Genomic DNA, 14,931 nt, shown 5'->3' on the forward strand with positions numbered 1-14,931 from the left:
TGGTCTGCCCTTATATGCTGCACTGCAACATAGGCTGACTGCGCCGGCTCCGTGCAAATGACGCAGCGGTAGGCCGACGCATCGAGACAAGGAACGCCATGGCGAAGAACGGCAAGGCGGAGGAAAAGAAGAAGATCAACATCGCGCTGCAGGGCGGCGGCTCGCATGGCGCCTTTTCCTGGGGCGTGCTCGACCGGCTGCTGGAGGATGGGCGGTTGGAGATCGCGGCGGTGTCCGGCACCAGCGCGGGCGCCATGAACGCGGTGGCGCTGGCCGACGGATATGTCCGGGGCGGCGTCGAAGGCGCGCGCAAAAAGCTCGACGATTTCTGGCGAGCGGTGGCCTCGAAGGGGCGTTTCAGTCCGGTGCAGCGCATGCCGTGGGACGTGGTCTGGGGCAACTGGTCGATCGAGAACACGCCAGGCTATTTCATCTTCGACACGATGTCGCGGGTGTTCTCGCCCTATGTCGCCAATCCGCTCGGCCTCAACCCGCTGCGCGATGTGGTGGCCAAGGAGATCGACTTCGGCAATGTGCGCGCCTGCAAGTCGATGGAGCTGTTCATTTCGGCGACCAATGTCGAAACCGGACAGTTGCGCGTCTTCTCCGACGGCGAGATCGACCTCGACACGGTGATGGCCTCGGCCTGCCTGCCGCAATTGTTCCGAGCCGTCGAGATCAAGGGCGTGCCCTATTGGGATGGCGGCTATGGCGGCAATCCGGCGCTCTATCCGTTCTTCAAGACGGCGGCGACCGAGGACGTGCTCCTGGTGCAGATCAATCCGGTGGTGCGCGAAGGCACGCCGAAGAGCGCCAATGAGATCCAGAACCGCATCGACGAGATCACCTTCAACGCCGGGCTGCTGCGCGAATTCCGCTCGATCGCCTTCGTCAAGGAGTTGATCGCGGCCGGACGCCTGCCGCATGGCGAATACCGCGACATCCGCATGCACCGCATCGACGCCGACGAGGCTTTCAAGGACCTCTCCGCGTCGTCCAAGGTCAACGCCGAATGGGCTTTCATCGCCTATCTGCGCGACCTCGGCCGCAGCGCCGCCAGCGACTGGCTGGAAGAGAATTACGACGCCGTCGGCCAGCACGCCACGCTCGATCTTTCAGGCGAGCTCGACGACGGCTTCAAGCCGCTGCGCGGCCCGGCACCCGGGCGTCGCGTCAAGGAGTTCCTGGCAGCGCACATTAAGCCAGAATCCGCGCGCCGCCGCGCCTGACGTCTTCCATACCTGTCAGCAAGTCCGCTCCGGCTGTCAGCATCTTCCCCAGCGGAACCGGGGCAATGCTGGATTCGGTTGTCAGGGCGATATAGCTTACCTGAACGTAAAGGGAGGTCGCGATGCTGCAAACCAGACAAAACGCTCTCGGGGTCAGGTTTGAAGCGCAGTGCAGGGCCTTCGAGAAGGAGCCGTTCCCGACGTTGGACGTGCGCAAGGATCGGCTGAAGCGCCTGCTGGCGCTCACTGAAAAGCACGAAGCCGAGATCTGCGCGGCGATCGACAGCGATTTTTCCGCCCGCTCGGCTCAGGAGACGCGGCTTGCCGAACTGTTCGTCGTGCGCGCGGGCATCAGGCATGCGCTGTCGCATCTCGGCGCCTGGATGCGCGAGCGCCGCGTCGCCACCAGCCTTCCCTTCCTGCCCGGCCGCAACCGCCTCTTGCCGCAGCCGCTCGGCGTCGTCGGCATCGTCTCGCCCTGGAACTATCCTTTCCAGCTCGCCATCGCGCCGGCGACCGCCGCTCTGGCCGCCGGCAACCGCGTGCTGATCAAGCCTTCGGAGCTGACGCCGAAATTTTCGGACCTGCTCGCCAGCCTTGTCGAAAAATATTTCGCCGCCGACGAGGTCAGCCTGGCGGTCGGCGACGCGGAGGTCGGCAAGGCGTTCGTGTCCTTGCCGTTCGACCACCTCCTGTTCACGGGCTCGACCGCCGTCGGCCGCCAGGTTGCGCTGGCTGCCGCTGCCAATCTGACGCCGGTGACGCTCGAGCTCGGCGGCAAGTCGCCGGCGATCTTCGATCCCTCCTGCGATCTCGATGCGGCGGTCGCCAGCGTCGCCTATGGCAAATTGCTCAATGCCGGCCAAACCTGCATCGCGCCCGACTATCTGATGATCCCGCAAGGCCAGGGCGCGGCGGTCGCGGCCAAGTTCGCGGCGGCAATCGCGAAGCTCTATCCGCGCCTCGGCGACAATCCCGACTATACGGCGATCGTCAGCGAGCGGCATCATCGGCGGCTGAGCGATATGATCGCCGAGGCGCGCGACGCCGGTGCCGACATCATCGAGGTCAATCCTGCGAACGAGAAGCTCGGCATCAGCGACCGCAAGATGGCGCCCGTGCTGGTGCGCAATGCCGGCGAGACTCTGCGGCTGATGCGCGAGGAGATTTTCGGACCGGTGCTGCCGATCGTCGAATATGGCAGCGTGGACGAGGCTATCGATCATGTGAACCGGGGCGAGCGTCCACTGGCGCTTTACTGGTTCGGCAGCGACAGCGCCAATCGCCGCAGGGTCATGCGCGAAACCGTGGCCGGCGGCGTCACGGTCAATGACTGCATGATGCATCTGGCGCAGGAGCGGCAGCCCTTCGGCGGCGTCGGCGACAGCGGCATGGGCGCCTATCACGGCGAGTGGGGTTTTCGCACCTTCAGCAAGGAAAAGCCGATCTTCATCCAGTCGAAGCTCAGCGCCGGCGGCCTGCTGCGCCCGCCCTATGGCAAGACATTCGAGCGTCTTTTCCGGCTGCTGAAGCTCATCACTTGACAGCTTCAGCCCGGGAATGGCGGGGACGGAACCGCGGTCAACGCGGATGATCGGCGCTTCATATGGGAGCTTTCCGCATCATCCTGACGGCTGCTGCCAGTAACGTCAGGGAAGCCATGGAAAACTATTGGCGCGCCGGAAAAAAGCGCAGCCGTCTGGCAGAAAAGCTTGGATTTGTCGAGGAACCACGTTCCACTTCGCAATGCTACCACAACTTTTCCGACTATATTGCGCCGCAACTTTCAGGTAGAAGCTGCGCTTCGCCGATCACGGCAAATTGAACTAGGCCCCGCGCACACCCATATCGGCCGCGCGCCCGAAGTCGGAAGCGCCGACCTCGCCAGGTCCTGCAACGGAAAAAATGACGATGCCGAAAATCAGGTTTCACAAGCTTGCTGCCATTGTCGTGCTCATCGGATTCGCGGCCTGGATGGGCACGGGTGAGTTTTCGTCCGTCGGTAGCGCCGCCGACAAGTCGGTCGCCACGGACAAGCACGCCGACGCCGGCAAGCCCGCTCAGCCGGAGGCCACCAAGCAGGACGCCGCGCAAGCCGAGCCCAAGGCCGCGTTGCGCACGGTCGCGGTGGTGACGCCGCCGCGCAAGACCTATGCGCGCGCCATCCGCATCTCCGGCCTGACCGAGGCCGACAAGCGGGCCGTGCTGGCGACGCGCGTCGCCGGCGTCATCGAGAAGTTGCCGGTCAAGCAGGGCGACCGCGTCAAGACCGGCGACCTCGTGCTGATGCTCGCGGCCGAGGAGAAGATCTCCAACGTCGACAATGCCAAGCAATTGCTGGCGCAGCGCAAAGCCGAGCTCGATGCCGCCGAGCGGCTGGCCAAGACCGGCAATCTGCCGAAGCTGCAGCTCGATACCGCCCGCTCCAACCTGACGCTGGCGCAATCGCAGCTGGACACCGCGCAGGCGGAGCTCGACCGCAACGAGGTCAAGGCGCCATTCGACGGCGTCATCGACCGCATCCCGGTGGAGCTCGGCAGCTCGGTGATGCAGGGCGGCGAGGTGGCGACAGTCCTGAAGCTCGATCCGGTCATCGCCCGCGGCGAGATCAGCGAGCGCGACCTGCGCTACGTCAAGATCGGCGACGAGGCCGATGTCCGCCTCGTCAACGACCAGAAGGTCACCGGCACCGTGCGCTACATCAGCCGCGATGCCTCGGCGCAGACCCGCACCTTCCGCGTCGAGGTGGCGATACCCAATCCCGACGGCTCCATCCCCGCCGGCATGACGGCCGAGATCGCGCTCAGCGCCGAGCCGACCAACGCGGTCATGCTGCCGCGTTCGGTGGTGACGCTCGGCGACAAGGGCGACCTCGGCATTCGCGCCGTCGGCAAGGACGACAAGGTGGCGTTCTTTCCGATCGACCTGGTCGACGACACGCCGCACGGCCTGGTGCTGGGCGGCATTCCGCAAGATGCGCGCATCATCGTCGCCGGCCAGGAGCTGGTGAAGGAGGGCGATCCGGTGAAGCCCGTCGAGGCCGACCAGGCGACCATCAACAAGCTGATCGGCGAAGCCACCGCCGGCACGCAGTAAAGCAGGACCCGTCCGTCGCCGGACCAATCCGGCGATGGCAGTCCGCAGCCCCCCGAAGCATAACAGGCCGTAGTCATGGATATCGTCAGACTCGCCATCAACAACGCTCGCCTCACGATTTCGGCGCTGCTGTTCCTGGTCGTCGCGGGCTGGGTCGCCTACCAGTCCACGCCGAAGGAAGCAGAGCCCGACGTTCCGATTCCGATGATGTATGTCAGCCTGATCTATCAGGGCATCTCGCCGGAGGATTCCGAGCGCCTGCTGCTCAGGCCGATGGAAAGCAAGCTCAAGAGTCTCAAGGGGCTCAAGGAGATGCGCTCAGCCGCCTTCCAGGGCGGCGGCTATGTGCTGGTCGAATTCCAGCCGCAGACGGATCTCGCGACGGCGCTGCAGGATACGCGCAGCAAGGTGCAGGACGCCAAGGCCGACCTGCCGCAGGCGGCGGAAGAGCCGACCGTCAACGAGGTCAACGTCTCGGAATTCCCGGTTCTGGTCGTCACGCTTTCCGGCGATGTGCCGGAGCGCGTGCTGACGTCGGCCGCGCGCGAGCTGCGCGACCGCATCGAGGAGGTGCCCGGCGTGCTCGAAGGCTCGCTGCAGGGCGCTCGCGACGACCTTGTCGAGGTTGTCGTCGATCCGGTGAAGCTTTCCTCCTACGGACTGCAGCTCGACCAGGTGATCCAGGGCGTCGCCTCCTCCAACAGCTTGGTCGCGGCCGGCAATCTCGAAGGCTCGGAAGGCAAATACGCGGTCAAGGTGCCGTCGCTGATCGAGACGCCCGAGGATGTCGCCAACCTGCCGGTGGTCGCCACGCCGAACGCCGTGGTCCAGGCCAAGGACATCGCGACCATACGCTCGACCTTCAAGGACGCCGAGACGGTCACTCGCCTCAATGGCAAGCCTGCGATCGCCATCGAAGTCAAGAAGCGCATAGGCGCCAACCTGATCGACACGTTGAACCACGTCAGGGAAGTGTCGGACACCTTTATCAAGACCATGCCCGAGGGCATGCATGTCACCTACACGCAGGACAAGTCGGTCTTCGTCAACCAGCTGCTGGGCGACCTGCAGAACCATGTGATGATCGCCGTCATCCTGGTGTTCATCGTCATCCTCTACGCGCTGTCGGGGCGGGCCTCGCTGCTCATCGGGCTTGCCATCCCGTCATCGTTCCTGATGGGCATCCTGCTGCTTGCCATGATGGGCTACACGATCAACATGATCGTGCTGTTCAGCCTGATCCTGGCCGTCGGCATGCTGGTGGATGACGCCATCATCGTCACCGAATTCGCGGAACGGCGCATGAGCGAGGGCATGCCGAAGGCGGACGCCTTCGCGCTGGCCGCCAAGCGCATGGCCGGCCCGGTCATCGCGGCGACGATGACGCGCATCGCCGCCTTCTCGCCGCTGCTGTTCTGGCCGGGCATCATCGGCGACTTCATGAAATATATGCCGATCACGCTGATCGTGACGCTGTCGGCCTCGATGCTCTACGCGCTGGTCTTTGCGCCGACTTTGGGCGCGATCTTCGCCAAGGCGCCGGAGCATCACGAGGAAGGCAACCGCGACGGCTGGTACATGGCGGTGGTCAAGCAGGCGGTGCGCTTCCCGATCACGGTGATCCTGCTCACCGTCGGACTTCTGGTCGGCGTCGGCTTCGCCTATTCGAAATATGGCGCCGGCGTCGAGTTCTTCCCCAGCGTCGAGCCGGATTACGGCCTGCTCTATGTGCATGCCCGCGGCAATCTTTCGCTGGCCGAAATGGACGCCGCGACGAAAACGGCGGAAAACCGCCTGCTCGGCTGGCCCGGCGTGAAGTCGGTCTATACCCGCGTCGGCAAGACGCAAGGCGGCGGCCAGGACATCCCGGAAGACGTGGTCGGCGTCATCCAGTACGAGTTCGTCGATTGGCGCGAGCGCAAGTCGGCCAACCAGATCCTCGACGACCTACGCGGCGTGATGGCCGGCATTCCCGGCGTCGATGTCGAAGTGCGCGTGCCGGAAGCCGGCCCGCCGACCGGCAAGCCGATCCAGATCAGGCTTTCGGCCGTCGACCCGGCCGGGCTCGACGACAAGGCGCGCGCGGTCGCGGCACGCATCGCCAAGATCCCCAATGTCATCGACATTTCGGACGGCCTGCCGCCGCCCGGCGTCGATTGGGCGATCGAGGTCGACCGCGCCAAGGCGGCGCAATACGGCATCAGCCCGACTTCGGTCGGCACGGTGGTGCAACTGGTGACCAACGGCCTCAAGCTGTCGGAATACCGGCCGGCCGGTGCTGACGATGCGGTCGACATCCGGCTCCGCCTGCCTGAGGACCGGCGCACGCTGTCGACGCTCGACGAGCTCAGGGTGCAGACCTCGCAAGGGTCGGTGCCGATCTCGAACTTCGTCGTGCGCAAGCCGGAGCCGACCGTCGGCATCCTGAACCGCATCGACGGCGCGCGCACCGTGGTCGTGCAGGCCAATGTCAGCGCCGGCGCGCAGGTCGCGGCGGTGCAGGAGCAGGTGACCAAGGCCGTCAGCGATATGGATCTCGGCAGCGGCATCCGCTGGAAGCTCGCCGGCTCAAACGAGGACAGCGCGGAAGCCAGCGCCTTCCTCGGCAAGGCTTTCGGCGCAGCGATCTTCCTGATCTTCCTGGTGCTGCTTGCGCAGTTCAACAAATTCACCAGCGTGTGGCTCGTCCTGTCCTGCGTGGTCATGGCGACGATCGGCGTGTTCCTCGGATTGCTTCTGACAGGCGAGGCCTTTGGCATCGTCATGTCGGGCATCGGCGTCATCGCGCTGGCCGGTGTGGTGGTGAACAACAACATCGTGCTCATCGACACTTACGACCGGTTGCGCGAGGAAGGCTGGGACAAGATGGATGCGGTGCTGCAGACCTGCCGCGAGCGCGCCCGTCCGGTGGTGCTGACGGCGGTCTCGGCCATCCTCGGCGTGCTGCCGATCGCCTTCGGGCTCGGTCTCGAAATCTTCCATCACGAGACGACGATCAACGCGCCGTCGACGCAATGGTGGATCTCGCTGTCCTCGGCGATCGTCTTCGGCCTGTCCTTCGCCACGCTGCTGACGCTGGTGGTGACGCCCTCGATGCTGATGGTGTTCACCCGCGCCAAGGTGAAGCCCGGCCAGCGCCGCGGCTGGTTCAGCCGCCTGTTGCGGCGCGGCAAAGGCAAGGTCATGACCGACGAGCCGCCCAGCGAGACGGGCGCGGGGTCGGCGGAGGCCTTCCCGAAAGCCGCGGAATAGAGCGTTTCACAACTCCAAGGAAAAAAGCCGCCCGGGAACAACCGGGCGGCTTTTTGCATTGTTCCCTCGAAGTTCAACCAGACGGCGAGGGTTTTTCATGACGATCGGCACAATTCTCGTAATTATCCTTATCCTGATCCTGATCGGCGCCGTGCCGGCATGGCCGCATTCGCGATCCTGGGGCTACGGCCCCTCGGGCATCATCGGCGTCATCCTGGTCGTGCTGTTGATACTCTTGTTGATGGGCAGGATCTGACCGGTTCCTCGGTCCAGGGATTTGAAAGGCTGCAGCCAGCGCAAACGCTGGGAATTAGCTGAAGCTTTGCCCAATCTCGTCATTCCAGGGCGGAGCAGCCGCGAAGCGGCGTCGCGGAGACCCTGGAATCCATTCCGTGAACTGGGCCGTGGGATGCGGCGAAGCAGAATTCTGCACTCTTGCTACGCTTCGAGGTCACGGAACGGATCCTCGGGTCTGCGCGCGTCGCTTCGCTCCTTGCTCCGCCCGTGGATGACGAGGTTGGGAGGCCTCAGCCAGTCTCCAAGGCATACGGCCTGCCAACGCAGACATGCCCGACCGATCCTTGTAGTTTGCAGCCGGGCTGCCGGATCGGCCGCTTTTTGGCATGCTGCGATCAGGCGGCGAGGCGCGACGCCTCCGCGGCGACGCCGATATCCTGCAATGCTTCCTTCACCGCGTGGTCGAGCGGGGTGTGCGGGATTTCGCCGATGACCTCCTCCAGCCGCGTCGAGACCAGCCGGTGCGCTTCGAAGCGCAGATAGGACATCGAGACGATCTCGCGCCACATGGCCACGAACGGGCTGCCGGCGCGCAGCACCCACCAGGGCATGAAGGAGAGCTTCAGCTTGCGGCCCAGCGCCCTCTCGGCCGCGGCCTTCATATCCAGGTCGGTGACGGCGTGGCCGGGGAAATTGATGGCCTCGTAGAAGCCTGTTTTGTCGAGGTTCTTCGCCAGGCCGATGAAGCCGACGGCGAAGTCCGGCAGATAGGCCCATTCATGCACGAGGTCGGCCGGGCCAGGCGCGGTGTAGGCGCCCTTCTCCATCTTGGCGACGACGATGAGGTCGAACCAGGAGCCGGAGCCGGTACCGCCGAAGAAATCGCCCGCGCGCAGGACAATGGTGCGCACGCGGCCGGCTTCGGCCTCGCCGCATGCGCATCCGCCGCGTGGCGGATTTCCTGCGCGAGGAACTGAAGCGCTATTCGGCTGGGACGGGTTCAGGTGCGAATTCGGCCCGGTGAGCGAGGCCGGCCATCAAGAGCACGACGACCAGCAGCGCGGACAGCGCAACGAAGATCGGGCCGAAGCTCGAATGCTCGGCGACGAAGCCGATTGCCGACGGCGCCACCAATATGCCGGAATAGCCCATGGTGGTGACGACGCTCATGCCGGTGCCGGACGACATGCCTTCCTGATTGCCGCCGGCCGAAAAGATGATCGGCACCATGTTGGCGATGCCGAAGCCGCAGAAAGCAAAGGCGGCTATGGCAAGGTAAGGCGACGGCGAGAGGCCGGCGACCAGCATGCCGGCGGCGGCGACCAGCGCGGAGCCGCGCAAGGTCGACACCGCGCCGAAGCGGTTGCGCACGCCGTCGCCCAGGAAACGCATCAGCGCCATGACCCCGGAGAAGGCGGCATAGGCCAGCCCGGCGACCGCGAGATCGGCGCTCAGTTCCTGGTGCAGGAAGAGCGCCGCCCAGTCGAGCACCGCGCCTTCCGAGATCATGGTGAGCAGCGCCATCAGCCCGACCAGATAGACGGCCATGTGCCGCGGCAGCGTGAACTTCTGGTGCTCGACCGCCTGCGGCCGGCCCTCGGCGATGAGATAACGAACGGCAAACGCGATGACGGCAAAGGCGATCACCGTCACCGCGACGGCATGGGCAAGATAGCCGTAATTCTGGATCGAGTAGCCGCCGAGCGCGCCGCCGGCGAAGCCGCCGAGGCTCCAGAAGCCGTGCGACGACGACATGATCGCGCGCGAAAGCCGCCTTTCCACCACGACGGCATTCGAGTTCATCGCGACATCCATGCCGCCGATTGAGCCGCCGAAGACGAGCATGGCAATCGCCGCCAGCGGAACGTTAGGGGCGAGCGCCACGATCAGCAGGCCGAAGCTGCCGCAGACACCGAACCAGCGCGTCACGCTACGCGAGCCGTGCCGGGAGATCAGATGGCCGCACCAGGTCATGGCAATGACCGCGCCGACGCCGAACAGGAGGATCAGCAGGCCGAGAGTGAATCGGGTGATGTCGAGCCGGGTGAGAAAAACCGGGATCTGCGGCGCCCAGCTGCCGGTCAAGAAACCATTGGCGAGGAAAATACCGGCGACGGCCCAGCGGCCGCGCGCCGCGGCCTGCATCGTGGTTTGCACGCTCATCGTCTGAAATCCGCCATGCAAAGGATTCGCGCGGCAAATTAGATCGATTCAATTTGTAGTCAAGGACCGCAGCGGGGAAGTGCTTGGACCAAGGGCGCGATCGGGGGTCGGCGTCGTTCGCGGCAGGCTGCTGCTTTGACGATTGCTGCGACGCCTCTCCGTTCGTCATCCACGGGCGGAGCAAGGAGCGAAGCGACGCGCGTAGACCCGAGGATCCATTCCGTGACTTAGGAGCGCCGCTACCATGCAGAATGTTCCCGGGCGGCGCCGATGCGACGATATTCTGGATCGCCGTGCTCTTCGGCAGTCGTCACGGAATGGATTCCAGGGTCTCCGCTACGCTCCGCCCTGGAATGACGAAGTCGCGAAAGCGTGCGTCGTCGCTGCTTAGTGATCCTTTGGCCGTCGCGCCTCGAACTCGGCCTTCTTGGCTTCCGACGCCTCGGTCTGGTTGAGCGCCTGCCATTCGGCATAGGGCATGCCGTAGATGATCTCGCGCGCAGCTTCTTTCGACAATGCCACACCTTCGGCTTCGGCGGCTTCGCGATACCAGTTGGACAGGCAGTTGCGGCAGAAGCCGGCGAGGTTCATCAGGTCGATGTTCTGGACATCGCCGCGCTCGCGCAGATGCGCCACCAGCCGGCGGAACGCGGCTGCCTCGAAATCGCGTTTCTGGTCGTCGTTGAGCTCGGTCATGGGGAACTCCGCCGTCGGTCTCGTCACACAGGCCCGGTGCGCGAGCCGAACATTTTCACCTGATGTATATCGGGGCGCCGGTCGATGGCGTCAACGATCGGCGCCAGGCGTTCGGCCCAGGCCAAGGCGCCGGCGCGGTCGGCGATCAGGTCCTGACGGATCTCGATCAGCGCATGCGCGTAGCCGTTGACGATGGCATGGCGGAACATGGTGTCGCCGCGCAGCGCGCCGTCATAGGGTTCATTGTCGCCGACGACGAGGGACTTGTCCTCGGCGAGCATGTCGATCAGCGGCCGCGCCACGCGGTCGTCTCGGTCCCACAGGACGCCGACATGCCAGGGGCGGACAAAACCCTGCATCGCCGGCGTGAAGGAATGCACGGAGAGGATGAACGGCGCCTTGCCCGAAGCATGGGCGACGGAGGCAATCATCGCCCCGACGGCGTCGTGATAGGGCCGGTAGAAACGGTCGAGCCGCCGCTCGCGCTCCTCCCGGGCAATCGGATAGTTTCCCGGCACCACGGTCCCGTCATAGAGCTGGCGGATCATGGTTGGGTCGTCCTCGCCCCGGTTGGGGTCGATCAGCAGCCGCGAGAAGCCGGCAAGCACCGCCGGCACGTCAAGCGCAGCGGCGAGCTCGCGCGTCACCGTCTCGACGCCGATGTCATAGGCGATGTGACGGTCGAATTCGGACGCCGGCAAGCCGAGACTGCCGTATTCGTCGGGGAGATCGCGGCGGGCGTGGTCGGCGAGAAGCACGACGCCTTTCTTGCGGTCGCCCTCGACTACGTCGAACGGCGTGAAAACTGTGGATCGGGTCATCGGCTGAAAAGGGGATGGCGGCTGCGATGTGCTATCGTCATTCCACGAAGAGGACGCCGGCGCAATGCCGTTGTTTGGCCAAGGTTTCCGCAAAAAATCACCGACCGAGGGAGAATTTGCGCGACGGGCCCTTCTAAATCGATTGGAATTGAACAAAACGGCGCGTTGACATGCGCCCGGAGTTTGCTGAAAAGGGCTTCGAGAGATGCAAATGTGGTTCGCAAGGGGATCTGCGATGGGTTTTGCCGGTCGGTTGCGCAAGCGCCTGGCCGTGCCGTTGCTGATCGTCGGCGCGGGTTTTTTCGCGATAGCCGCGACCTCGCCGGCCCGGGCCGACTTCCGCGTTTGCAACGCGACGCAAAATCTGGTGGGCGTCGGCATCGGCTATCGCGCCAAGGCCGGCTGGATCACCGAGGGCTGGTGGCACATCGAAGGATCGACCTGCAAGACGCTGATCGAGGGTCCGCTGTCATCAAGGTTTTACTATCTTTATGCAGAAGACGCCGAACGTGGCGGGCGCTGGGACGGCCCGATCAACATGTGCGTCGCCGAAAAAGAGTTCAAGATAGCCGGCGTGAATGATTGCGTCGCCCGGGGCTTCCAACGCGCCGGATTTCAGGAATATGACACGGGCGAGCAGGCCAGCTGGATGGTCCAGCTGACCGACGAGCCCGCAACGGGAGGCGCGCCAGCGACCCCCGCTCCGGGAACAAACAGTCAATGAGACGTAGCCGCAAGGTCAAGATCCTCGCCACCATCGGTCCGGCTTCCTCCTCCGAGGAGATGCTGAGAAAGCTCTTCGAAGCGGGCGCAGATGTCTTCCGCATCAATATGAGCCATACCGACCACGAGCTGATGCGCACGCTGGTCGGCCGCATCCGCGCCGTCGAGGCGGCCGTCGGCCGACCGATCGGCATCCTGGCCGACCTGCAGGGCCCGAAGCTCAGGGTCGGCAAGTTCGCCAACGTCAAGGAAGCGCTGGCTGTCGGCCAGACTTTCACGCTCGACGACAATCCCGAAGCCGGCACGTCGAAGCGGGTGTATCTGCCGCATCCCGAAATCCTGAGCTCGGTCGAGGCCGGTCACCGTCTTTTGATCGACGACGGCAAGCTGGAGCTGAAGGCGCTGAAGAGCGACGGCAAGTCGATCACCTGCACGGTCATCGCCGGCTCGGGCATTTCCGACAAGAAGGGGGTCAGCCTGCCCGACACCGACCTGCCGGTCGGCGCACTGACCGAGAAAGACCGCGCCGATCTCGACGCGGTGCTTGCCACCGGCGTCGACTGGGTGGCGCTGTCCTTCGTGCAGCGGCCGGAGGACCTTGCGGAGGCCCGCAAGATCGCGCGCGGCCGCGCGCTGATCATGGCCAAGATCGAGAAGCCGCAGGCGGTGGCGCGGCTCCCCGAAATCATCGAGCTCTCCGACGCGCTGATGGTCGCCCGCGGCGATCTCGGCGTCGAGATGCCGCTCGAAGCCGTGCCTGGCATCCAGAAGCAGATCACGCGCGCGGCGCGCCGCGCCGGCAAGCCGGTGGTGATCGCCACCCAGATGCTGGAATCGATGATCACCGCGCCCGTGCCGACCCGGGCCGAGGTCTCCGACGTGTCGATCGCCGTCTTCGAAGGCGCGGACGCGATCATGCTTTCGGCCGAATCCGCGGCCGGCGCCTATCCGGTCGAGGCGGTCGCCATGATGAACCGCATTGCCACCAAGGTCGAAACCGACCCGACCTATGCCGGTATCATCAATGCGCAGCGCTCTGAGCCGGAAGCCACCGGCGCCGACGCCATCTCGCTGGCCGCGCGCGAGATCGCCGAGACGCTGAAACTGTCGGCGATCATCTCCTACACCGCGTCGGGCACCACCGGTCTGCGCGCCGCGCGCGAGCGCCCGCAGGTGCCGATCGTGGCGTTGTCGCCGATCGTCAACACGGCGCGCCGGCTGTCGCTCTTGTGGGGCACGCATTGCGTCGTCTCGCCGGACGCGACCGACCTCGACGACATGGTCGATCGGGCCTGCCGCATCGCGCTGGAGGAAGGCTTCGGCAAGCCGGGCGACCGCGTCATCATCACGGCCGGCGTGCCGCTGAGGACGCCCGGCTCGACCAATATGCTGCGAATTGCGTATGTGGGGTCGGAGACCCATTAGGGCGTGTTGATATCCGGGTGAGGCCGGCCTGCGCTTCCGGCCTTCGCCGGCCGAAGCTCTCATAGGCTTCTCCGCTCCCTGAAGGTTACGGCCCTTGGCGCTTGAACCTTCGAGTTCAGCCCGGCGCGAGTTCTGCGTCTGGCACTCGGAGCTCAGGACATCTACCTGCGCCTTGCGCATCGCCGGCGATCCGGCCTTCCACGGTCTTGGCCATCGCCTGCAAATCGATCGGCGCGCCGGCCACTTTCGCAATGGCGCCGACCACGAGGTCGGGCGCGATCCAGTCCGGCTTGTGGCCGAGATTGTGGATCCAGACCAGTTCGGCGCCAGGAATGTCGTGTTCCAGGCCGATGGAATGGATTGTCGCGTAGACCACCTTGTCGCGATCGCCCGAAATGACGACCGTCGGCGCCTTGATTTCGCGATAGCCAGGCGAGGCGGCGCGGACATAGTCGTAGAGCTGGGCGACATCGCGGGCGTTGGCGCGGAAGGCGGACGGGCGCAGCACCAGCGGGATCGAGGCATTGTCGACATAGGAGTCCGGCACAGCGTTCGGCGAAAAGACACAAGACGTCGCGCCGCCGATCTGCAGCATGCCGGCCGGGTAGGCGAGCGTTTCGGAAAACAGCCAGCCGATCGCCGGCGTGGCCGTGAGCTTGTAGTACCAGGCGGTCGCGCCGCCCGGCCAGGGATGCGTGGCGGGCGAAAGGAAGATGAGGCCAAGCGTTTTTTCCGGATGCTGACGGGCGAAGGCCGTGGTGATCGCGCCGCCGAAGGAATGGGCGACGATGACTGCCTTTTCAATGCCGATACGGTCCATCAGCACGGCGATCGTATCCGCCTGCTTCGCCAATGTCTCATTGTCGCCGCGCTCCGACCAGCCGAGCCCCGGGCGGTCGAGGAACAGCATTTCGGCGCGGCTCCCGAGCAGGGGCCTCAGCGGCAGCATCTGGTCCTTGAGATTGGCGCTGGCGCCATGGATGAAGACGACCGGCGGCAGGTCGGCGCTAGCCGGCGCCGGGATATGGACGTAATGGATGCGCGCGCCATCGATCTCGGCGAACGCGCCGGCAGGCGGGCTGCGTCGCTCGACCAGCCAGACGCCGGCGCGGGTGACGCCGGCGAAGGCAAAGAGGAGAGCGACGAGGAAGAGGAGGGCGGCGCAGATGAGATTCATGAGGGGAATAGGGGAGTAGGGCAGTAGGGCAGTAGGGCAGTAGGCAGTAGGCAGTAGGCAGTAGGCAGTAGGCAGTAGGCAGTAGGCAGTAGGCAGTAGGCAGTAGGCAGTA

Annotated in this window: 12 protein-coding genes and 1 pseudogene; 8 read left to right on the forward strand and 5 right to left on the reverse strand. The window is 65.0% G+C overall.

Features of this window, described 5'->3' with window-relative positions:
- The first annotated feature begins 98 nt into the window (after nt 1-98).
- The 6 genes from LB538_RS21430 to LB538_RS21455 all read left to right on the forward strand — a co-directional run bounded on the left by LB538_RS21430 (nt 99) and on the right by LB538_RS21455 (nt 7,833).
- A complete protein-coding gene (locus LB538_RS21430) occupies nt 99-1,229 on the forward strand; it encodes a patatin-like phospholipase family protein (protein WP_224532706.1) in 1,131 nt (376 codons plus the stop codon).
- 122 nt (nt 1,230-1,351) lie between these two features.
- Nucleotides 1,352-2,773, forward strand: coding sequence for a coniferyl aldehyde dehydrogenase (locus LB538_RS21435; protein WP_224532705.1), 1,422 nt, complete (start codon nt 1,352-1,354; stop codon nt 2,771-2,773).
- Between the two features lie 62 nt (nt 2,774-2,835).
- Nucleotides 2,836-3,054, forward strand: coding sequence for a hypothetical protein (locus LB538_RS21440; protein WP_224532704.1), 219 nt, complete (start codon nt 2,836-2,838; stop codon nt 3,052-3,054).
- An 86-nt stretch (nt 3,055-3,140) separates the two neighbouring features.
- Nucleotides 3,141-4,325, forward strand: coding sequence for an efflux RND transporter periplasmic adaptor subunit (locus LB538_RS21445; RefSeq protein ID WP_224532703.1), 1,185 nt, complete (start codon nt 3,141-3,143; stop codon nt 4,323-4,325).
- A gap of 75 nt (nt 4,326-4,400) precedes the next feature.
- Nucleotides 4,401-7,577, forward strand: a complete 3,177-nt coding sequence (locus LB538_RS21450; protein ID WP_224532702.1) for an efflux RND transporter permease subunit — start codon at nt 4,401-4,403, stop codon at nt 7,575-7,577.
- 97 nt (nt 7,578-7,674) lie between these two features.
- Nucleotides 7,675-7,833, forward strand: a complete 159-nt coding sequence (locus LB538_RS21455; RefSeq protein WP_224532701.1) for a DUF3309 family protein — start codon at nt 7,675-7,677, stop codon at nt 7,831-7,833.
- A gap of 376 nt (nt 7,834-8,209) precedes the next feature.
- Here the strand turns inward: LB538_RS21455 and LB538_RS21460 are convergent.
- The 4 genes and pseudogenes from LB538_RS21460 to LB538_RS21475 all read right to left on the reverse strand — a co-directional run.
- Nucleotides 8,210-8,743: pseudogene (locus tag LB538_RS21460) on the reverse strand (oxidoreductase); the annotation flags it as partial.
- A 52-nt stretch (nt 8,744-8,795) separates the two neighbouring features.
- Nucleotides 8,796-9,977 (reverse strand): MFS transporter, encoded by a 1,182-nt coding sequence (locus LB538_RS21465; RefSeq protein WP_224532700.1) that lies wholly within the window; start codon nt 9,975-9,977, stop codon nt 8,796-8,798.
- Between the two features lie 387 nt (nt 9,978-10,364).
- Nucleotides 10,365-10,673: a DUF1244 domain-containing protein gene (locus LB538_RS21470; protein WP_224532694.1), complete on the reverse strand. Its 309-nt coding sequence runs from the start codon at nt 10,671-10,673 to the stop codon at nt 10,365-10,367.
- 23 nt (nt 10,674-10,696) lie between these two features.
- Nucleotides 10,697-11,494: an N-formylglutamate amidohydrolase gene (locus LB538_RS21475; protein WP_224532693.1), complete on the reverse strand. Its 798-nt coding sequence runs from the start codon at nt 11,492-11,494 to the stop codon at nt 10,697-10,699.
- Nucleotides 11,495-11,729: 235 nt separating this feature from the next.
- Between LB538_RS21475 and LB538_RS21480 the strand changes: the two genes are divergently transcribed.
- Both LB538_RS21480 and pyk read left to right on the forward strand, forming a co-directional pair.
- Nucleotides 11,730-12,218 carry a DUF1036 domain-containing protein gene (locus LB538_RS21480; RefSeq protein WP_095767317.1) on the forward strand — a complete coding sequence of 163 codons (489 nt, stop codon included), beginning with the start codon at nt 11,730-11,732 and terminating at the stop codon, nt 12,216-12,218.
- A complete protein-coding gene (gene pyk, locus LB538_RS21485) occupies nt 12,215-13,642 on the forward strand; it encodes a pyruvate kinase (protein ID WP_224532691.1) in 1,428 nt (475 codons plus the stop codon). The genes LB538_RS21480 and pyk overlap by 4 nt, the downstream gene beginning before the upstream one ends.
- Nucleotides 13,643-13,757: 115 nt before the next feature.
- On the opposite strand, the gene LB538_RS21490 is transcribed toward pyk, so the two are convergent.
- Nucleotides 13,758-14,931 (reverse strand): alpha/beta hydrolase (locus LB538_RS21490; protein ID WP_318012435.1); only part of this gene is annotated, 1,174 nt, incomplete at its 5' end.

Origin of the sequence: Mesorhizobium sp. Ca11 (assembly GCF_020165275.1) — a bacterium.
Classification (GTDB): domain Bacteria; phylum Pseudomonadota; class Alphaproteobacteria; order Rhizobiales; family Rhizobiaceae; genus Mesorhizobium.